Consider the following 20208-nt stretch of genomic DNA (forward strand, 5'->3'; position numbering starts at 1 on the left):
CCGCGTCCCGCAGGTACCCGTCGGCGTGCCGCGCCAGGTGCGTAGCTGTCTGCGCCGGGTGCGCGCAGGTCTCGGCGCCGCGCAAGTGTGTCCCATCACGTCTCCTGTGCCTTGCGAGGTTCGGTCAAGCCGTGCAGCAGCCCGGGCAAGATCGCGCACGAGATGCCGCCGCGGGTGGGGGCCAGCGGGATGGCGGCCCGGACCGACCAGCCGTCGTCGTGCCTGCCCGCGTTCATCCGGCCGCCGAGCAGTTCGGCGCGCTGCCGCATGCCGGAGACGCCCATTCCGCTGCCCGGGTGGACCGGCAGACCGGCAGGCGCGGTGTTGTGCACCGTCAATGCCACCTCGGTGCCGTCGACGTCCACGTGGACGGACGCGGACCCGCCCGGCGCGTGCTTGACGACATTGGCGAGTGACTCCTGGCCGATGCGATACAGCGCGAGGCCGAGCGCGGGCGAGACCGCGCGGAGATCGCCGGTGCACAGATAGCGCACCTCCAGGCCAGCACGCGCGAAATCACCGACCAGGCCCTGAATATCCTCTACGCCCGGTTCCGGGACCAGCTTGGACGGGCGCGCGTCGAGCAGCCCGACGGTGCGCCGGATATCGGCCATCGCCTGGCGGCCGAGCTGTTCGGCGTCCGTCAGCGATTCCACCGCGTCCTCGACGTCGCGATCGGTTTGCAGCGCATGCCGTGCCGCGGTGAGGTGCAACAGGGTGATGCTCAACGAGTGTGCGATCACGTCGTGCACCTCGCGGGCGATCCGGCGGCGCTCCTCGTCGGCGGCCTGGGCCGCACGGATTTCCTGATAGCCGCGCTCTTGATAAAGGAACCGGCGCTGGTACTGCAGCATCACCCCGGCCATCCACCCGAACGCGACACCGACCAGGTAGGTCGGCAAGCCTTGGGACAGATGGTCGTTCATGTCGAACACCACCAGTTCGATCATCATCGCGGCGGTGATCGGCACGCTGATCCGCTTGCGCGCGATGGCCGCCACCTCACCCGCCGCGGCAACCAGCACGAAGGGCGCGAGGTCGGGCGAGACAGGCTGGGCGAGGAACAACGCCTCCGCGGCCATCGCGAAGAGGCCGAGCGTCAGCGGCCGCGGCATCACGCCGAGGAACGCGTACATCGGGCCGAATGCGGTGGTCAACAGCACGGCGAGGATCGGGAGCGCGGTCGGAAAGTAGCTGTGCCGCTGGATCGCCGCCGAGACGGCGACGACGAACAGCGCCAGATCGACCGCGATGATGACCGACGGCGGATAGTCGAAGGGCAGTTCCTCGACGCGGCGCTGGAACGAGGTCACCGGCTGCCGCGCGAATTCGATGACGCGCTGCTTGGACCGGCCGAGCGACGCACCGGCCCGCCGGAACGCGCCGACCACCGGCCGCTGCTCGCCGGCCGGGGTGGAGACGCCGATCACACCCATGCGGTAAGGCTAACCGCCTGGTACCGGCCCATGCATCGTTCCGGAAGCGGGCGGCGTCTCCTACCGTGGGCGGAGACAGATTCGGGTCCACGGCACGAAGACAGAAAGACCGTCTCGTCCGTAGCGTGAGGCGCATCGTCAACGGAAGGCGAGGCTCATGTCCTGGAAAGATCAGCACGCCCGCACCGACATCGTGCATATGGTGCTTGCCCGCGCCGCGGTCGACCCGGCCGATCCACGGCTGTTCGACGGCATTCCCGACCTGACCCGGCTGTTCGGCGATGCCGACGGGCTGTTGCTTGCACTGCGCTATCGATGGAACATCCATCTCGACGCCAAGCTGGATCAGGCACTGTCGCAAGGGCAGTCGGCGATCGAGGCCTACCTCGAGCTCGCCGCCGAACAACCGGTGCTGCGCGCCGTGCTCGATGCGCAGTATCGTCGCCGCCACCACGTGTCGGAAGTCATGGCGCGCTAACTGGCGACGAAGGATCTACAGCTTGTGATCGACGGAAAAGACCGGGGGACACCGATGCCGAAGCACGCGATGCTCGAATTAGCCGAAGTGACCAAGGAATACCGGGTCGGCGGGCAGACGGTGCGCGCGCTCGACGGGATCAGCCTGCGTATCGAGCAGGGCGAATTCACCTCGATCATCGGGCCGTCCGGGTCGGGCAAGAGCACGTTGTTGCACCTGCTCGGCGCGCTGGACACGCCGAACAGCGGTTCGATCCGCTTCCAGGGCAACGAGATCGGCGCCCTGGACGAGGACAGCCAATCCGAATTCCGGCGCAAGCGGGTCGGTTTCATCTTCCAGTTCTTCAACCTGCTGCCCACCCTGTCCGCCTGGGAGAACGTCGCGATCCCGAAGTTGCTGGACGGCACCGGCATGCGCAAGGCCAAGCCGCGCGCGCTGGAACTGCTCGACCGGGTCGGGCTCAGCGACCGCGCGAACCACCGCCCCGCCGAGTTGTCCGGCGGCCAGATGCAGCGGGTCGCGGTGGCACGGGCGCTGATCATGGACCCGGCGCTGATCCTGGCCGACGAGCCGACCGGCAACCTGGATTCCAAGACCGGCGCCTCGATTCTCGCCCTGCTCGGCGAGATCGCAGGAGCGGGCAATTCCGTGGTGATGGTGACCCACGACATGGGCGCGGTGGCCTACTGCGACCGGGTGATCACGTTGCGGGACGGGCGGATCGGCTCGAACGACAGCGTCGAGCGTTCGGTCAGCGCATGATCGCCACCGCGTGGGATCGGTTGCGGCTGTTCAATATCGGCGATCTGCTCGTGCATCGCGCGCGCACCATGATGTCCCTGGTGGTGATGGGGGTATCGGCGGGCCTGCTCGTCGCGGTGCTGAGCATCTCCGGCTCGGTCACCGGATCGGTGGAGCGGCTCACCCAGAGTCTCGGCGGCCGGGCCGCGCTCGAAATCACCGGCATCACCGACGCCGGGTTCGATCAGCAACTGCTGCAACGGGTCGCGACCACACCCGGCGTCGACAAGGCGGTGCCCATGCTGCGTGCCCAGCTCGGCACCGGCGACCGCAGGGCGCTGCTGATCGGCGCCGACACCAACATCGCGGCATTGGGCAGCGAGCTGGCCGGGCCGATGGCCGCACAGACCGGCAAGCTGCTCACGGTGCCCAACGGTGTGCTGGTCGGCGCCGCGATGGGTTACCGGGAGGGCGAGCAGTTCAGCCTCGGCTCCGGAACCGTCACCGTCGCAGCCGTTATCGACGGCAAGTCGTCCGAGCGTCTCAACGGCGGCCACATCATCGCCGCACCGATCGGGCTCGCGCAGAAGGTCACCGGACGGGTCGGGCGGCTCGACTCCATTCAGGTCGTGCCCGCACAGGGCACCTCGGTCGAGGACCTGCGCACCGAACTGACCTCGGTCGTCGAAGGCCGTGCGGTGGTTGCCGATCCGAGCCTGCGCACCGCGCAGGCGGGCGGCGCGATTCAGCTGGTGCGGTACTCCACGCTGATGGCTTCGGCTGCGGCACTGATCGTTTCGGCGTTCCTCATCTACAACGCGATGAGCATGGCGATCGCACAGCGCAGGCCGATGCTGTCGTTGCTGCGGGCGATCGGCGGCAAGCGCGGGCCGATGGTGCGCGACCTGCTCGCCGAGGCCGCGCTGCTCGGCCTGTGCGGCGGCGCGGTCGGCGCCGTGATCGGCATCTTCATGGGCCGCATCGCCATCGGTCAGCTGCCCGTAGCGGTGATGTCGTCGGTCGAGGCACGCACCGAATACCTGGTGCCCTGGTACGCGATTCCGTTCGCCGTCGCGGCCTGTGTGTTCGCCAGCGTCTTCGCGGCCGGACTGGCCGCGCGCCAGGTGTATCGGGTGGAACCCATCGAGGCGCTGGCCCCGGTCGGCGTCGGCCGCACGGACCGGACCAGCCCGCTGATGCGCTGGGGCGCAGTAGTACTCGGCCTCGGTCTCGGCGTAGTGGCGATCGTGGCCGCCGAGCTCGATCTCGGCCGGTATTCGTTGGGCGGCATCTCGTTGGCGATCCTCGCGTCAGTCGTGCTCTGCTACGCGGCAATCGGTCCCATCGTCCGGTGCACGGCGGCGATCGCCCGCGTCTTCGGTGCGCCGGGCGCGCTCGGCGCGACCACCCTCGAGCGCGCGCCGCGCCGCGTGTGGGCGACGGCGATGACGGTGATGATCGGCGTGGCCGCCACGGTCTCCATGAGCGGCGCCTCGACCAACATGGTCGACTCCGCCACCACGACGTTCAAAGACCTTGCCAAGAACGACGTCTACATCACCCCGGCCTCGCTGGCGGAGTTCCCGACCGGCCCGCTGCTGCCCGCCGGACTCACCGAGAAGGTCGCCGCGATCCCCGGCGTCGGGTCGACGAGCGAGGCGCAGATGGCCTTCGCCACCCTCGGCGGCGGACGGGTGATGTTGCAGGGCTTCCCGCCCAACGCACGCGAGACCAGGATGGGCATGCTCACCGATGCCGCCGTCGCGCGGTTGTCCGCCGGTCAGGGCGTGGCGATCTCCCGGGACGTGGCGCGGTCGCTCGGCGTCGACGTGGGTGCCACGCTGATCCTGCCGACCCCGACCGGCACACACCCGGTGACTGTGGTGCAGGTGATTCCGTACTTCTCGGCGATCGCAGGCGTGGTCATGATGGACCTCGACCTGTTGCGGCAGTGGTACGAAAGGCCCGGCGAGACGGTCCTCACCGCCAACTTCGCGCCTGGCGCGGATCGCACGGCCGTGCTGGCGGCGATCCGGCAGGTGGTGCCTGCGGAGCTGTACGTGGACACCGGGCCGAACACCGTGGTCGAGGCCGCGTCCAGCATTCGGCAGGGTTCCGCGATGAGCAACTCCATCCTCTGGATCGTGGTGCTGGTGGCCACGGTGGCGCTGTTGAACACGTTGATGCTGTCGGTGCTCGAACGGCGCAGAGAACTCGGCGTGCTGCGAGCCATGGGCACCAACCGCAAGTTCCTGATGCGCTCGGTGCTCGCCGAGGCGGCAGGCATCGGATTGGTCGGCGCCGCACTGGGTCTCGTGGTCGGCGTCGGGGTGCAGTACCTGGCGACCGCCGCCATCGCGCACGCGCTCACCATCGACATCCTCTACCGGCCGAGCCCGATGCTGCTGGTGTACGGCACCGCGGCGCTCGGGCTCGCGCTCCTCGGCTCGATCCCGCCCGCACTGCGCGCGGCCCGACTGCCGATCGTGGAGGCGCTGGCCGTCGACTGAATCGTGGTGGCTACAAGGGTAAGCCGGTGAACCAGGCCTTGAATTTGGCCGTGGTCAGGCCGAATCCGGATTCGGGCATGCTGTCGGTGAGCGTGACGCTGGCGTAGAGCAGGTAATTCGCCCGCGCCGGGTCGGACTCGAAGCTCACCACGACGAAACCGTCCGGCAGGCCGCTGCCGTCCTTCTTCCAGCGGTAGGTGGTGTAGGACTTGCCGCCGTTGCTCTCGGTCGCCTTGGTGTTCGACGGCAGGTCGAGCAGCGCCGCCTTGGCGTCCTCCGGCGTCTTGAAGGCGACCGCGAGGTAGTCGGGCTGGTCGATCGGCACGCCCCAGCAGTTCCAGGCCGTCTCCCACTTGGGGAAGGCGGGCGCGTCGTCGTCGCTGGAGGGCTTGCCGCCGGTCTTGGCGGTGTCGAGGAAGCAGGTCTTGCCCTCGTAGCCGGGCCCGCTACCGATGCCGTATTTGGTGTCGACACCCTGCGGTAAGAGCTTGGGGAACGACTTGGCGAGGGTGTTCGGATCGGTGGGTGTGCCTGCCGCGGTGGACTTTCCGGTGCTCGATGGTGACGACGACGAATCCGAGCCGCCTGCGAACGCGAACACGACCCCGGTGACGACGAGCGCGATCACCGCGACCAGTGCGAGCACCACGATGAGCGCGGTATTCGAGCGACGCGGCGGACCTGGCGGCATCTGATAGCCGGGGCCTGGATTCGGCGCGTACCCCATCGATGGCGGACCGGACGGCGAGAACGCTTGTCCAGCACCGGAGTTCGGTGGGTAGGTGGCACCGCTCTGGCCGACCGAGGCGAACGGCTGACCGCCACCCGCGTCGACCGGCGCGTTATATCCGGTCGGCGGGAACTGCTGCCCGGCACCGAAACTCGGCCCGTACTGCAACCCGCTCGGGCTCGGCCCGTACTGCGGCGCACCGGTACTCGGCCCCACCGCGTTGGTCGGACCCGAAGTGGCGAGCGGCGCCCCGTACGCGAGCGGCGATCCGGAGTACCCGCCCGACCCCTGCTGCGCCTGCATCGTCGGGGCGGGCTGCGGCGTGTACTGGGGCATCGCGTGCGTCGGGGCGGTGAGCGCTTGCCGTGCGGCAGCGGCGAATTCGGCGCAGGACGGGAACCGGTGCTCGGGTCGTTTCGCCATGGCCACCGCGATGACCGCGTCCATCGCCGCGGGCAGACCTTGCCGCAGCGCGGCCGCCGACGGCGGCGCCAGCTGCAGATGGCCGCGGATGATCTCGGCAGGGGCAGGCGCGTCGAACGGGGCGACCCCGGTCAGCAGCCAATATAACGCGCACGCCAGCGAATACTGATCGGAGCGATGGTCGAGGTGCGCGCCGGTCATCTGCTCCGGCGAGGCGTAGGCGAGGGTGGCGGTGAACATCCCGGTCTGGGTCAGATGCGTGGAATCCTCGCGCAGCCTGGCGATGCCGAAGTCGGTGAGAAAGACCCGCTCGCGGTGGCCGCCGCGGGCCAGCATGATGTTGGCGGGCTTCACGTCCCGGTGCAGCACGCCCATGCCGTGCGCGTAATCCAGTGCCTCGGCGACGCCCTCGATGATCTGCACCGCCCGTTCCGGCGGCAGATTGTGCGGGTTCACCGTTGCCGCGTCGACGCCGTCGACGTACTGCATGGAGATCCACAGCTGGTCGTCCTCGGTGCCACGGTCGTACACCGCGACGATGTTCGGGTGATCGAGTTGCGCGGCGAGATCGGCCTCGCGCTCGAACCGCGCCCGAACCTCTTTGTCGGTGAACAGCTCACGATTGAGCAGCTTCAGCGCGGTTTGCCGAGGCAGCCTTGGATGTCGGGCCAGGTACACCGATCCCATGCCGCCCTGCCCGAGCAGCTTTTCGATGGTGAACCCGGCGAACACCTCACCGCTGGTCAGCAACACGCCCCCTTCAGGTAACGCCGCGGCGTCCGGAGGTCACGTCCGAGCGCGTCATACAGAGCTTGGAGCATAGCGAACACCGCAGGAAGCGGGGTCCGGCTGGCTCCCCACTGTGAGTGGCATGCTGACCAAACACTGCCAGAATCGGCCCGTCGAAGCACGCCGAGCCGAAGAATTTGCGCGGGGGCGGCACCATGAAACCATGACCGTTCGACTCGATCGCACGGCCACACAGCCGGGCATACAGAGTGGTATGGCCTCCTGGCCACGCGGTTTCGAATTCTTCGGGAATATCGGCGAAACTATGCGGGAGGCATCATCGTCGGGTCAACGGCTCTACGATGCCGTCATGATGGTGTTACGCCCGGTTACCGATCGGGTGGATCCGATGAGCTAATTTTGCACCGCCGAGGCACAGCGATGACACGCACTGGTGGTGGGGAGGACGCGGTGGTGATGTCCACGGGAACACGGTTCGCGCGCCGCTCGGCGTTGCGCGGCACCGCGCTGCTCGCGTTGCTCGTATCGGCCTCGTGCGCACTGCTTCCCGGCAACAGGAACACCGACGACCGGCCCGCCGTCATCGTCGACACCGCTGGATCTTTCCGGCCGGGCCTTTCCGTCTCGATCCCGGATTCGCTCGCCGCGGATTTCACTCAGCTGCAACCGAATCTGAACGGCCAGGTCGGCATGGCGATCATGCCGGTCGGCGGCGGCCGGATGACCATTTTCGGCGATTGGACCAGCGGCATCGCCTGGTCGACCATCAAGGTGCCGCTCGCGATCGCCGCGCTGCGGCACGATCAGGACGAACGCATCGCCGAGGAGGCCGAGGCCGCGATCACCGTGTCCGACAACGATGCCGCCGAAGCGCTCTGGCAGTCGCTCGGCGACGGGCTGGAGGCCGCGAAGGCGGTCCAGGACGTGCTGGACGAGGCGGGCGACTCCACCACCGGCGTGGCCGGACCACGAACCAGGTTGGACTACACCGCCTTCGGGCAGACCGAATGGACGCTGGCCAATCAGGTGCGCTTCGCGTCCCGGTTGCCGTGCCTGCCACACACTTTCCAGGTGCCCGCGCTGATGTCGGAGATCACCCCCGATCAAGCCTGGGGGCTCGGCACTTTGGCAGGCGCGGCGTTCAAGGGCGGCTGGGGTCCCGACGACGACACCGGCGCCTACACGGTCCGCCAGTTCGGCATCGTGCCGACCACCTCCGGCTTGGTCGCCGTCGCCCTTGCCGCACAGGCGGATTCGGGGACCTACGAGGACTCGACCATCATCATGGACCGGATCGCCGTGCTGCTCGGCAGGCACCTGCCCGAACTGCGCGGCGGCAGCTGCCCGGACTGACCGGCGCGCACGTCAGCCTGGCGTGACCAGACCCGACTCGTAGGCAAGCACCACCGCCTGCGCGCGGTCGCGCAGGTTCAGCTTCGAAAACACCTTGGACACATGGGTTTTCACGGTCTGCTCGGCGACGAACAGTGACTCGGCGATCTCGGTGTTGGACATGCCCTTCGCGATCAGCTCCAGCACCTCCCGCTCGCGCGGGGTGAGCGAGGCCAGCGCGGGTGTCGGCTTGGCGCGGGCGGCGGAGCGGCGCTTGGTGACATCGGCGATGAGCCGCCGGGTGACCGTCGGCGCGAGCAGGGCCTGGCCGTCGGCGACCACCCGGACCGCGCGCACGAGTTCCTCGGCGGGCGCGTCCTTGAGCAGGAACCCGCTCGCGCCGAGACTCAGCGCCTCGTAGACGTAGTCGTCGATGTCGAAGGTGGTGAGCATCAGCACCCGCACCGGCGGGTCGAATCCGGCGGCCAGGATGGCGCGCGCCGCGTCGAGCCCGTTCATCTCCGGCATGCGCACGTCCATCAGGACCACATCCGGGCGCAGCCGCTTGGCCTCGGCCACCGCGATCTTGCCATCCGGCGCATCCCCCACCACGCTGATGTCGGGCTGGGCGGCGAGCAGGGCACCGAAACCCTGGCGCACCATCGCCTGGTCGTCGGCGATCAACACGGTTATTGCCACCGCCTTACCTTAGGCGGACCTGACCCGCACCGGCGAGACGGCTCAGTTATCGGCTCGACCGAGCGGGCGCGGATCCACGGGCCGGGTGCACACGGACGACGGGTGACTGGTCACAGCACAGCGGTGTTCAGCGTGGCGCCCTGGCTCAGCGGCAGCTTGGCGTGCACCGCGAAGCCGCCGTCGGCGCTCGGGCCCGCGGTGAGCTCGCCGCCGACCGCGAGGGCGCGGGCCTGCATGCCCGCGATGCCGTGGCCGCCGTTGCCGACCGGACGGGCGACGGTCGTCGTCGGGCCGTTGCGCACGATGAGCTCGAGCTCCGGCCCGACCCGCAGGTGCACCTGGATGGGCGCCTCCGGTGCGTGCCGCGAGGCATTGGACAGCGACTCCTGCGCGATCCGGTAGAGCGCGAGCCCCGGCGCGTCGGGGACGGTTTCGGGCGCGCCGTCGATCGTCCACGCGATGCGCACGCCGGCCCGCAGCGCGGCCTCGAACAGGCCTGGCACGTCGGCGGCCTTGGGTTGCGGTGCGGTGTCAGGGGTTTGGCCGTCGCTGCGCAGCACGCCGAGCATGCCGCGGATCTCGTTCAACGCCTCGCGGGCGGTAGCGCCGATCGACTCGAATTCGGCACGGGCCGCGGGGGTTACGCCCTCGACCCGATAGGGCGCGGTCTGCGCCTGCACCACCACCAGCGACATGTGGTGCGCCACCACATCGTGCAGGTCGCGGGCGATGCGGGCCTTCTCCTCCAGGATCGCCCTGCGGGCCCGCTCGACCTCGTTCTCCTCTTCCTGCTTCACCAACTGCTGGCGCGAGAGCACCAACCAGCGTACGAGTAGGCCGAACAGCACCACCGCGCCGAGCGCGATCGGCCACGCCCACACCGTGCTGCTGCTCGACATCGTCGTGCCGAGCAACAGCGAGGTCGCGATCCAAGCCACGCCGATGATCGGCACGGTCGCCCGCACCGCCACCGCGAACAGCAGCACGAACAGGCTCAGGATGTGCACGACCTGGATCGGCAGATCGTTGTTGGGCTGATGCTGAATCGCCAGCGAGATGAGCATGCCGGAGCCCGCCGAGATGGCCCAGCCGAGCGCGGGGTTGACCCGGATCAGCAGCACCGGCAATGCGGCGAGTGCCGCGATGAACGGCTGCACCGCCCCCGGCACCGCGTGGGTGAGATGCAGCGTCGGCCACGCGACCGCGAAGAAGATGAGGGCGACGAGCACGGTCAACACGTCGAACCACATTCGCGCCGTCAACTGCTTCATCCGGGCACGGCTCTGCTGCTTCATAGTTACGACCCTAGAAACCTCAGCTCACGGCCACGTCATACCCTCGGGTGATTTCGCACCCCGTACCTCGGTGCGAGACCTCTACCCTGCTCCCCCACGGGCACGGGCGCGGAAACCGGTCTCCGGCGTGAGGTCCTCGAGCGGGCCGTCTTCCTAGCGTCTAGATCATGAGCACACCGACCACCGCAGGACCCGCGCCGACGCGGTCCGCGCAGGCCGCAGGCGCCGCCCGATTCCCTTCCGCCACTACCACTTCGACGCCGCGGCGCGGCGCGGCACTGGTTGCTGCGGCACTGACCACGCTGGCCGCCACCGCCTTCCTCGCCCCGGCGCCGCATGCCGCGGCGGCGATCAGCGAGCCGGTCGAGAGTGCCTCGGCGCGGGTCGCGGTCGCCGAGCTGACCTCCGGTGGTCCCGGTTCGCTCGCCGCCATCCCGGACGACTTCAGCACCCGGTTCGGCTACCGGCCGAGCACGATCGGCGGGCTCGTGGCGAATCCGGACGGCGACTGCTCGTCCCCTGTCACGCTGCCCGCCGAGTTCGATACCGCGTGCAAAGCGCACGACCTGGGCTATGACCTGCTGCGCTACGCCGAGCAGCGCGGCGAGCCGCTCGGACCGTGGGCGCGCCAGGCGCTGGACACGACCCTCGAACGGCACATGCACGAGGCCTGCGATGGCAGGACCGACCCGTTCTCGCGGTCCCGGTGCAACACCATGGCCGGGATCGCGGCGACCTTCGTCGACCTCAACTCGCTGCGCCAGGACTACGGTGCGCCGGTCGCCGAGTCGCTCCTCGGTGACGCCGATTCGGCCACCGGCTGGCAGCTGCTCGGGGTGCTCGGCGCGGGCGTGGCCGGGCTCGGCGTCGCACTCACGATGCGGAACACGAGGCGGGCGGAGCGGCCGAACGCCGCGTCGGCCCCGATGACCGATATCACTGCCGCACTGGGGGTTCAGCGATGACGAGCACACTGTCGAGACCGGCGGATACCGCGGGCAAGGTGCTCGCCTTCCCGCTGCGCGAAACAGCCACCGAAACGCCTCAGGCCGTGGTGGTTTCGCCCGCAGGGCGGCTACGGTGGACGGCTGTCGCGACGATGGCGCGGCTGTCGCGACCGCGGATCGGGACGTCGCTGGCGATCGGGGCGGGCACGCTGGCCTCGTTGGCGCCGGGGCTGCTGCCGAGGACGCCTGGGACGCAGGCGATCCTGACCGGGTTGCTCGTCGCGGTCACGCTCGGGGTCGCTGGGCTCGTTCGATTCGTGGTGCGGCACTGGGACTTCGATGTCGATCGCCGGTGGGCGCGTGGTCGGCGGCCGGTGCTGGTCGTGGTGTCGGCGCTGGTGGTCGGTGCGGTCGCGCACGACACGCATTGGCAGAACGCGTTGCGCGCGGCGATGGATCGGCCCGCGATCGGCCCCGGGTACTGGGTGCGGTGGGTGCTCGAAGCGGTGCTGATCGTCGCGGTGCTGGTGTGCGTCACCAAGTTCGGCGGTTGGGCGTTGCGCGCGCTGGGGTGGGTGCGCGGGGTGTCGCTGGCCGTGGTCACGGCGGCGTTCTTGGCGCTGGCGGGCGTGCCTGCGATGGTCGACTGGCGGCGGACCGCGTATGCCGTTGCCAATGCGGAGCTGGATCCCGCACTGGTCCAACCGGTCTCGGCGACCAGGTCGGGCAGCGCGATGTCGGCGGCGAGTTGGTCGTCGCTCGGCGCCGAGGGACGCAAGTTCGTCAGCGGCGACCCGGCGGGACCGATCCGGATCTACGTCGGCGTCGAATCGTCGCCGAACCTGCAAACCCGTGTCGCGCTTGCGCTTCGGGAAATGGAGCGCACCGGCGCGTTCGACCGGTCCAACCTCGTGCTGATGGTGCCCACCGGGTCGGGGTGGATCGACGGCAACGCCGTGCGCGGCTTCGACCAGCGCTTCGACGGCGACGTCGCCCTTGTCGGACTGCAGTATTCGTACGCGCCGAGCTGGGTCACCTTCGTCTTCGGCCGGGATCAGGCGGTGGCCGCCGCGCAGGCGCTGTTCACCGCTGTCGAGGAGCGGATTCGCACACTCCCCCACAAGCCGAAGCTCTATCTGTACGGCCAGAGTCTCGGTGCGCTCGGCGGCAGCTCGGTCTTCGCCGACGACGCGGACCAGGACCGCCGCACCTGTGCCGCGCTGTGGGCCGGACCGCCCGCCGGACAGGTGCACCGGGCCGGGGCGACCGTGCTGGCGAACAGCTCCGACCCGGTCGTGCACTGGTCGCCCGCGCTGCTGTGGCACGCCCCCGATCTGACCGGCGTCCGCACGGATGCGCCACGGCCGCAATGGCTCCCGGTGGTCAGCTTCCTGCAGACCACCGCCGACCTGCTCGGCGCGCTCAATGCGCCTGCTGGCCACGGCCACCGCTACGGCACTGACCAGGGCACCGCGATGGGGACGTGCTGACGCGGCGCAATTATGCAACGTGTTCTAATTGCGCATGGCCTTTGTCATCGACCTGACCGTGGACATCGACGCGCCCACCGACGTGGTGTGGCAGGTGATCACCGACCTGCCCCGGTACGGCGAGTGGAATCCCTTCGTCAGCGAATGCCGGAGCACGCTGGTGCCAGGCGAGCCGATCGACATGGTCGTCCACCTCGGGCCGAAGCCGCGCCGCCAGCGCGAATGGATGGTCTCGAACATCGAGGGGCGCGAGCTCAGCTACGCGATGAAGGCGGTCCCGCTCGGCACGCTGCACAGCCTGCGGTCGCACACGCTGACGCCGCTCGACGGCGAGCGCACCCGGTACGCCTCCCACTTCGAACTCGCGGGCTGGCTGCATCCGGTGGTGGTTGCGCTGCTCGGCAAGGCCATGCAGAAGGGCTTTGCCGGGATGACCGAAGGCGTTCAGCGACAGGCGGAGTCGCGAAAGTAGGCCAGCGCGGCAGCCAAGGCGGCGTCGGCGTACTCCTCGGTGAGGCCGCCGAGTCCGAGTGACCAGCGGAACTGGATCGGGCCGAGCAGGAGATCTATCGCGAGTTCGACGTCGAGGTCGCCACGGAGTTCGCCTGCGCGCACCCCGGCGGCCAGACGCTCGGCGACGGCCACGCGCTGCGGCAGCAGTAGGCGCTCGCGGTAGGCAGCGTTGAGCTCGGGGTCCTGCTGGATCTCGATGTACATCGCGCGCAGGAACGGTTCGAAGGCAGGGTCGGTGAGGGCGGCGACCGAACCGCGCAGCAGCCCGCGGAGGTCGGCCGCGATATCGCCGGTGTCGGGGAGCACGAGACCGTCGGGGCCGGAATCCATTTCGAGCATCGCGTCGAACACGACAGCACCCTTGGACGGCCACCAGCGGTAGATGGTCTGCTTGCCGACACCGGCGCGGGCGGCGATGGCCTCGACGCCGAGCTTCCCGTAGGGCAGCTCGCGAATGAGCTCGGCGGCGGCGGCCAGGATCGCGGCGCGGGCGCGTTCGCTGCGCCGCACCGCGCTGGGTGCCGTGCGACGGGCGGCAGGACTCTCGGACATGTGGCGATCGTAACACCAACGAGACGAACCGTCTCGTCTTGACAGAGCTGCGTCAGGTTGACATCGTTCTTCCCAACGAGACGGAGCGTCTCGCGACGAAAGGAGCACCCCATGACCAGAACCTGGTTCATCACCGGCGCCAACCGCGGACTCGGCCGGGCCTTCACCCTGGCCGCACTCGCCGAGGGTGACCGCGTCGTCGCGACCGCCCGCGAGCCGAAGACCATGACCGACCTCGCCGATGATCGACTCACCGTGCTGCCGTTGGACGTTCGCGATCGGGGCGCAGTCGTCGCCATCGTGGACAAGGCATTCGCGCTGGCGGGCACGATCGACGTGATCGTGAACAACGCGGGCTACGGATTGGTCGGCGCACTGGAAGAACTCACCGAGGCGCAGATCCGGGACCAGATGGACACCAATTTCTATGGCGCCCTGTGGGTTTCCCAGGCGGCGACGCCGCACCTGCGGGCGCAGGGCGCCGGCCACATCGTGCAGATCTCGACCGTCGGCGCGGTCGGCAGCCTGCCGCTGTTCGGCATGTACAACGCGAGCAAATGGGCGCTGGAGGGATTCAGCGCGTCGCTCGCGGATGAGTTGCGGCCCTTCGGCATTGCGGTCACGCTCGCGCAGCTGGGTGGCTTCGACACCGATTGGGCGAAGTCGAGCATGAAGTTCGGCGCCGGGCTGCCCGCGTATGCAGAGCTGCGCACCGGGATCCTCGGCATGCCGGACTACCCGGACCCGAGCGCTCCCCCGCCCGCGACCGACTACGAATCCGAATGGCAGGAAGCAGCACCGGAAGTGGGTGCGGCGGAACTCATCGCCTTGGTGAACATGCCGAATCCGCCGGTGCGCAAGGTCATCGGACCCGGAGCGCATCAGATGGTGTCGATGGCGCTGGATCAGCGACGCCAGGACTACCAAACCGACCCCGAATTCGTTTGGCCGGTCTAATCATTGGGATGCCGGGCTCGTAGCCCGAAAACGACTTCGCACAGCCTCCCGTTCGAGGGGCTGTGCGAAGTCGTAGCTGGGGTGCTCAGGCGATAGCGCCGCGAGCCGCCTCATAGGCCGCACCGACCCGGTACAGCCGATCGTCGGCCAGCGCCGGAGCCATGATCTGCAGGCCGACCGGCATGCCGTCGTCCTTGCTCAAGCCCGACGGCACCGACATGGCCGGATGTCCGGCCAGGTTGGTCGGCAGCGTGCACAGGTCGGACAGGTACATCGCCAGCGGGTCGTCGACCTTCTCGCCGAGCTTCCACGGGGTGAACGGGCTCGTCGGCGAGACGAGCACATCGACCTGCTCGTAGGCCTTGTCGAAGTCGCGCGCGATGAGCGTGCGGACCTTCAGCGCCTGGCCGTAGTAGGCGTCGTAGTAACCCGCCGACAGCGCGTAGGTGCCGATCATGATGCGGCGCTTGACCTCGGGGCCGAAGCCTGCGGCCCTGGTCAACGCCATGACCTGCTCGGCGCTGTGCGTCCCGTCGTCACCGACGCGCAGGCCGTAGCGCATCGCGTCGAAGCGCGCCAGGTTCGACGACACCTCCGAAGGCATCACCAGGTAGTAGGACGCCAGGCCGTATTCGAAGTGCGGACACGACACCTCGATCACCTCGGCGCCGAGTTCCTTCAGCACCGCGACGGCGGCATCGAAGGATTCGAGCACGCCTGGCTGGTAGCTGTCGGAGTGAAGTTCCTTCACCACACCGACTTTCACGCCGCTCAGGTCGCCCTTGGCGCCGTCGCGCGCGGCGGCGACCACCGGCGGCACCGGCACGTTGCGCGAGGTGGAGTCGCGCGGGTCGTAGCCCGCGATCACCTCGTGCAGCAGCGCGGTGTCCAGCACGGTGCGGCCGCACGGGCCGCCCTGATCCAGTGAGGACGCGCACGCGACCAGGCCGTAGCGCGACACCGTGCCGTAGGTCGGCTTGGTGCCGACGGTCGCGGTCACCGCGGCGGGCTGACGGATGGAGCCGCCGGTGTCGGTGCCGATGGCAAGCGGCGCCTGGTTCGACGCGAGCGCGGCGGCCGAGCCGCCGCCGGAGCCACCCGGAATCCTGGTGGTGTCCCACGGGTTACGCGTCGGGCCGTATGCCGAGTTCTCGGTGGACGAGCCCATCGCGAACTCGTCCATGTTGGTCTTGCCGAGGATCGGGATGCCCGCCGCGCGCAGCCGCGTGGTCAGCGTCGCGTCGTACGGCGAGACCCAGCCTTCGAGGATCTTCGATCCGCAGGTGGTCGGCATGTCGGTGGTGGTGAAAACGTCCTTGAGCGCCAACGGAACTCCGGCCAGCGGCGACGCGGGCGCGGCGCCGGAGCCGAGTTCGGCATCCACCGCGGCGGCCGCTGCCAGTGCCTGCTCCCCCGCGACGTGCAGGAACGCGTGGTACTCGCCGTCGACCTCGGTGATCCGATCCAGGTGCGCCTTGGTGACCTCGACCGAGGACACCTCGCGTGCGTGGATCTTGTCGGCCAAGTCGGCCGCAGACAACGCAGTCAGGTCGCTCATTCGGCCTCTCCCAGAATCTGCGGGACCATGAACTTCTGCTCCTCGGCCGCGGGTGCGCCGGACAGCGCCTCGCCGGGCGTCAGGCACGGCACGACCTCGTCGGGCCTGGTCACGTTGGCCGTCGGATTCGGCGACGCGGTGGCCGGGACGTCGGCGGCGGCGACCTCGGAAATGGTCCGCACGTGGCTCAGGATCGAATCCAGCTGGCCGGCGAACTGATCCAGTTCGGCATCGGACAGCGCGAGCCGGGACAGCCGGGCGAGGTGTGCGACCTCGTCACGGGAGATGGCGGGCACCGCGGGACCCCTTTCGGCTTTGGTGTCAACAGTTCACAATCGCCGCGCGCGACGGCGCGGCGCAACCAACACAGCCTAATGGAAGGCGCCGAACGGACTCCGGCCGCAGTCCGCGCACCACGGCGGCGCGGACAGGGTAAGTTCTCTGCGGACGCGGCGCGGCGTCACTCGACGAGTGGCCGGACTGCGAACACGGTGGTCGGCACACCCTTGCGACACACCTTCGCAACTAGAGCGACACGCCGCGATGGGACGAATTTGCCGCGTGGCGTGCATCACTGGCCGTACTTCGACTCGATAACGACGGCTATGGGGTGTAAGTATTGGCTGACCCGGGTATCCGTTCAGAACCCCTCGGCCGCCCTAGGAAAGGAACGCACGTGTCGTATCTGCTCCGCGTGCAACTTCCGGATCGACCGGGAAGCCTCGGTGCCCTCGCGCTCGCACTCGGCTCCGTCGGTGCCGACATCCTCTCGCTGGACGTGGTGGAGCGTGGCGCCGGCTATGCCGTCGACGATCTCGTCGTCGAGGTACCGCAGGGCGCGCTGCCCGACACCCTCATCACCGCCGCCGAATCCATCGGCGACGTCCGGGTCGACTCCATCCGCCCGTACTCCGGCGTGCTGGACACCCACCGCGAACTAGAACTCATCGACCAGGTCGCCAGCGCCCGCGACGACCGGCTGCAGGTGCTCGTCGACGGCGTGCCCCGGGTGCTGCGGGTCGGCTGGAGCACCATCATCGACATGGGCCCGCAGGGCGCCTACCGCGTGGTCGGCAGCCCGAGTGCGCCGGAGACACAAGCGGGTTCGGCGCCGTGGATGCCGCTGGAGAAGCCCGCCGTCCTCGATCCCGAAGCCGAATGGGTGCCGGAGATCTGGCGCGACATGGACACCAAACTCGCCGCCGCGCCGCTCGGCAACACCGGCAAGGTGCTGCTGCTCGGCCGCCCCGGCGGGCCCGACTTCCGGCCATCGGAGGTCGCACGCCTCGGCTACCTCGCAGGAATAGTCGCCACCGTCCTCGGCTGAGCGAACACCCGCACTCCCTCTCGGGATCCGCACCACTTCTGTGGACCCGCACCTGTTCTGGGCTGCTACAACGAGTGCGGATCGACAGAATGAGTGCGGATCGGCGTGCAACCGTGCTTAGTCCGTGAGGTCGAGGCGGAGGACGGTGAGGAGTTCGCCTGCGTTCGTGTACCAGTCGCGGTCGGGGACGTGGCGGAAGCCGAGGCGGTCGTAGATGCGGCGGGCGTCGGCCATGACCGGCATGGTGGTCAGGGCGACGGCGTCGAAGCCTTCCGCCCGTGCCGTCTCGATGACGTTGCGTACCAACGCGGTCCCGACGCCGAGGCCGCGAGCCGACTTGCCGACGGCGAGCATGCGGAACTCGAGTTCGCCGGGACGGGCGATCTCCGCGTACGGGCTGCCGGGCCTGGCGACGGTGAGCGAGCCGACGATGCGATCGGCGTGGACTGCCACCAGAATCTCCGCGGCGGCGGCCCGGTGGCCGGTGTCCGCGAGCTCGTCCGCGTACGGACTGCCTTCTCGGACAAAGCCTTCCCCGACGTAGACCTCGACCGTCAGCTCACCGATCGCCGCGTATTCGTCCGGCGTGGCAGGCCGAATGATCAGCCCCGTCTCCTTCGCATCCATACCAGGCATCGTGCCATTCGACGTAGAGCGGTCTACGTCACACGTACCGGACGGGGCGAATCGATCGTCAGGAACCGAGGCTCGGCCGGGCGCCGGGATGCGCGATCTGCCAGCGTTCCGGCTTGCCGGACGGGTAGACCACGGTGATGGCGTCACCGATCGACGGCCAGGCGTTGACGTCCCAGGCGAAGCGACCGTAGACGACCGTGCCCGGCTCGGTCGGACCGGACAGGGTGCCGGTGATCGTCACGTACTGCTCGCCGAGTGCGTCCGGGCGCGGACTCACCCCCGTGACATGCAGGGTGCCGGTTTCGGCTACCGCGGGCCGGAACGCGCCACGGCCGCGCAGATAGAGCATGACCATGCCCGCCACGGCGACAACCATGATCAGCAGCATTCCGAACTCGAGCATGGCCCCATGCTATTGCCTGCGCCGGACGAACCCGCGCAGCTACACGGTGGCGAGCTCGCTGGTGCCGTGCTCGGTGCGCCGAACCTGCCAGACCACGCTGCGGGTTCGCGCCGAGCGGCCGTTGCCGCGATCGATCAGAGCGCGATTGTTGGTGGTGTAGATCAGTTGGGCGCCACGGGAATTGGTTTCCGGGTTCTGGAAGAGCTGGATCAGCCGGTCGGTCTCCTCGGCGGGCAGGTGCGCGCCGATATCGTCGACGGCGAGCACCCGGCCGGAGTCGAGCGCGTCCAACATGGTCGGCAGCAAGCGCAGCAGGGAGACGGTCGCGGTGGATTCGTCGGTGATGTCGAGTGGATTGGCGATGCCGTCGTGCACCAGGCCGAGGCCGACACCGCGGCGCGCCACCATGCGCGCGTACAGCGCGTCCCTGGCGGCCTTCAGGTTCGTCAGCTCGCGCTCGAGCAGCAGCGGCGTGACGCCGTTGTCGCGCAGCAGTTGGTCGGCGTGGTCGGGCGAGGTGGCGCACAGTTCGATCTGCTTGCCGATCGCGGCGATGTCGGCGTCCAGGTCACGCAGGTAGTCGGCGTACATCGGATCGTTCTCGGCGATCAGCAGATCGGTGATGCCGAGCTCGGCGGTGCGCAGCAACATCAGCAGGCGCGCGGCGTTCTCCGCCGAGCGAGAGACGTGCCCGCCGAGCCGGTGCGCGACGGCCGCCGGGTCCGCCGGACCGAGTTGCACCTCGAGCATCGACTCGAACCAGCGGTAGGCAGGCACCAGCGCGTCGGCGTACATCTGGCCTGCGAGGCTGAGCAACAACGCATTCGGCCGCACCAGCGGCACCAGCGCGGCGATCCCGTAGCGCGCGGCCTCGAACATCGGGCCGATCTTGATCTGATCCCCGTTGCGCTCGAACACGATTCGCTTGCGTGAGCGCGGCTGGGTGTGCAGCCACTCGGCGGTCACGTCGGCATTGTCGAGCCGGAAGCCGTAGGTGTAAGGCACTCCCTCGGCGACGAAACCCGCCACGAATTCCGAAGGGCGGTCCGGGAATCCGAGGTGCGGTGCGCGCACCGGCCCGGCGTAGGGATCCCAGCCGGTCACCGAATGCAGTACGGCGTCACGCATCTGGGCGAGCGCGTCGATCAGGTTCGTCTTGCCCGCCGCGGCGGCGCCGTGGATCGCGGTCACCGGCACCGCAACCGGACCACTCCCCCTGGTCAATCGCAACTCCTGCCCCTCGGCCAGCGATCTGTGATTGGTCACCTGAAAACTGCGCAGCATCCCGCCATCCTGTCGTCCTCGCCGCCGCGCCGCGACGGCAGGGCTTCTCGGTCGGCCCGCCGGCGCCGAGCTTGGTCATAGCCGTTGCATATAACCTCAGCGTCTGCGCATGAGCCGGGTCGTCGGCAGCGCGCGACCAGGTCGATC

General features: G+C 69.1%; 19 protein-coding genes. 9 read left to right on the forward strand and 10 right to left on the reverse strand.

What is annotated here, in order from left to right:
- Positions 1-95 precede the first annotated feature (95 nt).
- Entirely contained in the window at positions 96-1436 is a 1341-nt protein-coding gene (locus ACGFNJ_RS29300) for a sensor histidine kinase (RefSeq protein WP_393455054.1), read from the reverse strand.
- Between the two features lie 157 nt (positions 1437-1593).
- Here ACGFNJ_RS29300 and ACGFNJ_RS29305 point away from each other — a divergent pair, with 157 nt between their 5' ends.
- From ACGFNJ_RS29305 to ACGFNJ_RS29315, 3 genes are read left to right on the forward strand one after another with little or no spacing between them, the layout of a single operon-like run.
- Positions 1594-1914 (forward strand): hypothetical protein, encoded by a 321-nt coding sequence (locus ACGFNJ_RS29305; RefSeq protein ID WP_393455057.1) that lies wholly within the window; start codon positions 1594-1596, stop codon positions 1912-1914.
- A 54-nt stretch (positions 1915-1968) separates the two neighbouring features.
- The gene (locus ACGFNJ_RS29310) at positions 1969-2676 is read left to right on the forward strand and encodes an ABC transporter ATP-binding protein (RefSeq protein ID WP_393455395.1); all 708 of its coding nucleotides are present in this window, start codon (positions 1969-1971) and stop codon (positions 2674-2676) included.
- Positions 2673-5165 carry an FtsX-like permease family protein gene (locus tag ACGFNJ_RS29315; RefSeq protein ID WP_393455060.1) on the forward strand — a complete coding sequence of 831 codons (2493 nt, stop codon included), beginning with the start codon at positions 2673-2675 and terminating at the stop codon, positions 5163-5165. Before ACGFNJ_RS29310 ends, ACGFNJ_RS29315 begins: the two co-directional genes overlap by 4 nt.
- 10 nt (positions 5166-5175) lie before the next feature.
- Here the strand turns inward: ACGFNJ_RS29315 and ACGFNJ_RS29320 are convergent, their stop codons facing one another.
- Complete coding sequence (locus ACGFNJ_RS29320) at positions 5176-7071, reverse strand: protein kinase (RefSeq protein WP_393455063.1); 1896 nt, start codon at positions 7069-7071, stop codon at positions 5176-5178.
- Positions 7072-7488: 417 nt separating this feature from the next.
- On the opposite strand from ACGFNJ_RS29320, the gene ACGFNJ_RS29325 reads away from it, so the two are divergent.
- A complete protein-coding gene (locus ACGFNJ_RS29325) occupies positions 7489-8421 on the forward strand; it encodes a hypothetical protein (RefSeq protein ID WP_393455066.1) in 933 nt (310 codons plus the stop codon).
- 12 nt (positions 8422-8433) lie between these two features.
- Here ACGFNJ_RS29325 and ACGFNJ_RS29330 read toward each other — a convergent pair whose 3' ends face one another.
- Positions 8434-9099, reverse strand: coding sequence for a response regulator transcription factor (locus ACGFNJ_RS29330; RefSeq protein ID WP_069163217.1), 666 nt, complete (start codon positions 9097-9099; stop codon positions 8434-8436).
- A 110-nt stretch (positions 9100-9209) separates the two neighbouring features.
- Complete coding sequence (locus ACGFNJ_RS29335) at positions 9210-10394, reverse strand: sensor histidine kinase (protein WP_393455069.1); 1185 nt, start codon at positions 10392-10394, stop codon at positions 9210-9212.
- 167 nt (positions 10395-10561) lie between these two features.
- Between ACGFNJ_RS29335 and ACGFNJ_RS29340 the strand changes: the two genes are divergently transcribed.
- Genes ACGFNJ_RS29340 through ACGFNJ_RS29350 form a run of 3 tightly spaced genes read left to right on the forward strand, consistent with a single transcriptional unit; the run spans position 10562 to position 13303 of the window.
- Positions 10562-11359 (forward strand): hypothetical protein, encoded by a 798-nt coding sequence (locus ACGFNJ_RS29340; RefSeq protein ID WP_393455072.1) that lies wholly within the window; start codon positions 10562-10564, stop codon positions 11357-11359.
- Positions 11356-12831 (forward strand): alpha/beta-hydrolase family protein, encoded by a 1476-nt coding sequence (locus ACGFNJ_RS29345; RefSeq protein ID WP_393455075.1) that lies wholly within the window; start codon positions 11356-11358, stop codon positions 12829-12831. The genes ACGFNJ_RS29340 and ACGFNJ_RS29345 overlap by 4 nt, the downstream gene beginning before the upstream one ends.
- Positions 12832-12865: 34 nt before the next feature.
- Entirely contained in the window at positions 12866-13303 is a 438-nt protein-coding gene (locus ACGFNJ_RS29350; protein WP_393455078.1) for an SRPBCC family protein, read from the forward strand.
- Here the strand turns inward: ACGFNJ_RS29350 and ACGFNJ_RS29355 are convergent.
- Positions 13276-13896, reverse strand: a complete 621-nt coding sequence (locus ACGFNJ_RS29355) for a TetR/AcrR family transcriptional regulator (RefSeq protein WP_393455081.1) — start codon at positions 13894-13896, stop codon at positions 13276-13278. The genes ACGFNJ_RS29350 and ACGFNJ_RS29355 overlap by 28 nt on opposite strands.
- Positions 13897-14007: 111 nt before the next feature.
- Here ACGFNJ_RS29355 and ACGFNJ_RS29360 point away from each other — a divergent pair, with 111 nt between their 5' ends.
- Positions 14008-14853, forward strand: a complete 846-nt coding sequence (locus tag ACGFNJ_RS29360) for an SDR family NAD(P)-dependent oxidoreductase (protein ID WP_393455083.1) — start codon at positions 14008-14010, stop codon at positions 14851-14853.
- An 85-nt stretch (positions 14854-14938) separates the two neighbouring features.
- Here the strand turns inward: ACGFNJ_RS29360 and gatA are convergent, their stop codons facing one another.
- Both gatA and gatC read right to left on the reverse strand, forming a co-directional pair.
- Positions 14939-16411, reverse strand: a complete 1473-nt coding sequence (gatA, locus tag ACGFNJ_RS29365; protein WP_393455086.1) for an Asp-tRNA(Asn)/Glu-tRNA(Gln) amidotransferase subunit GatA — start codon at positions 16409-16411, stop codon at positions 14939-14941.
- Positions 16408-16707, reverse strand: coding sequence for an Asp-tRNA(Asn)/Glu-tRNA(Gln) amidotransferase subunit GatC (gene gatC, locus ACGFNJ_RS29370; protein WP_393455089.1), 300 nt, complete (start codon positions 16705-16707; stop codon positions 16408-16410). The genes gatA and gatC overlap by 4 nt, the downstream gene beginning before the upstream one ends.
- 380 nt (positions 16708-17087) lie before the next feature.
- Between gatC and ACGFNJ_RS29375 the strand changes: the two genes are divergently transcribed.
- Entirely contained in the window at positions 17088-17738 is a 651-nt protein-coding gene (locus ACGFNJ_RS29375) for an amino acid-binding protein (RefSeq protein WP_393455092.1), read from the forward strand.
- 117 nt (positions 17739-17855) lie between these two features.
- On the opposite strand, the gene ACGFNJ_RS29380 is transcribed toward ACGFNJ_RS29375, so the two are convergent.
- From ACGFNJ_RS29380 to ACGFNJ_RS29390, 3 genes are all read right to left on the reverse strand, one after another.
- Complete coding sequence (locus ACGFNJ_RS29380) at positions 17856-18365, reverse strand: GNAT family N-acetyltransferase (protein WP_393455095.1); 510 nt, start codon at positions 18363-18365, stop codon at positions 17856-17858.
- A gap of 67 nt (positions 18366-18432) precedes the next feature.
- The gene (locus ACGFNJ_RS29385) at positions 18433-18777 is read right to left on the reverse strand and encodes a hypothetical protein (RefSeq protein ID WP_069163226.1); all 345 of its coding nucleotides are present in this window, start codon (positions 18775-18777) and stop codon (positions 18433-18435) included.
- 39 nt (positions 18778-18816) lie between these two features.
- A complete protein-coding gene (locus ACGFNJ_RS29390; protein WP_393455099.1) occupies positions 18817-20043 on the reverse strand; it encodes an ATP/GTP-binding protein in 1227 nt (408 codons plus the stop codon).
- Positions 20044-20208 lie beyond the last annotated feature (165 nt).

This window comes from Nocardia sp. NPDC049149, from assembly GCF_043197455.1.
GTDB lineage: Bacteria > Actinomycetota > Actinomycetes > Mycobacteriales > Mycobacteriaceae > Nocardia.

Bases quoted from the DNA above. Each gene is read 5' to 3' on its own strand.
- ACGFNJ_RS29300 (WP_393455054.1), bottom strand. From the start codon at position 1,436: ATGGGTGTGATCGGCGTCTCCACCCCGGCCGGCGAGCAGCGGCCGGTG.
- ACGFNJ_RS29305 (WP_393455057.1), top strand. From the start codon at position 1,594: ATGTCCTGGAAAGATCAGCACGCCCGCACCGACATCGTGCATATGGTG.
- ACGFNJ_RS29310 (WP_393455395.1), top strand. From the start codon at position 1,969: ATGCCGAAGCACGCGATGCTCGAATTAGCCGAAGTGACCAAGGAATAC.
- ACGFNJ_RS29315 (WP_393455060.1), top strand. From the start codon at position 2,673: ATGATCGCCACCGCGTGGGATCGGTTGCGGCTGTTCAATATCGGCGAT.
- ACGFNJ_RS29325 (WP_393455066.1), top strand. From the start codon at position 7,489: ATGACACGCACTGGTGGTGGGGAGGACGCGGTGGTGATGTCCACGGGA.
- ACGFNJ_RS29335 (WP_393455069.1), bottom strand. From the start codon at position 10,394: ATGAAGCAGCAGAGCCGTGCCCGGATGAAGCAGTTGACGGCGCGAATG.
- ACGFNJ_RS29340 (WP_393455072.1), top strand. From the start codon at position 10,562: ATGAGCACACCGACCACCGCAGGACCCGCGCCGACGCGGTCCGCGCAG.
- ACGFNJ_RS29345 (WP_393455075.1), top strand. From the start codon at position 11,356: ATGACGAGCACACTGTCGAGACCGGCGGATACCGCGGGCAAGGTGCTC.
- ACGFNJ_RS29350 (WP_393455078.1), top strand. From the start codon at position 12,866: ATGGCCTTTGTCATCGACCTGACCGTGGACATCGACGCGCCCACCGAC.
- ACGFNJ_RS29355 (WP_393455081.1), bottom strand. From the start codon at position 13,896: ATGTCCGAGAGTCCTGCCGCCCGTCGCACGGCACCCAGCGCGGTGCGG.
- ACGFNJ_RS29360 (WP_393455083.1), top strand. From the start codon at position 14,008: ATGACCAGAACCTGGTTCATCACCGGCGCCAACCGCGGACTCGGCCGG.
- gatA (WP_393455086.1), bottom strand. From the start codon at position 16,411: ATGAGCGACCTGACTGCGTTGTCTGCGGCCGACTTGGCCGACAAGATC.
- ACGFNJ_RS29380 (WP_393455095.1), bottom strand. From the start codon at position 18,365: ATGGATGCGAAGGAGACGGGGCTGATCATTCGGCCTGCCACGCCGGAC.
- ACGFNJ_RS29385 (WP_069163226.1), bottom strand. From the start codon at position 18,777: ATGCTCGAGTTCGGAATGCTGCTGATCATGGTTGTCGCCGTGGCGGGC.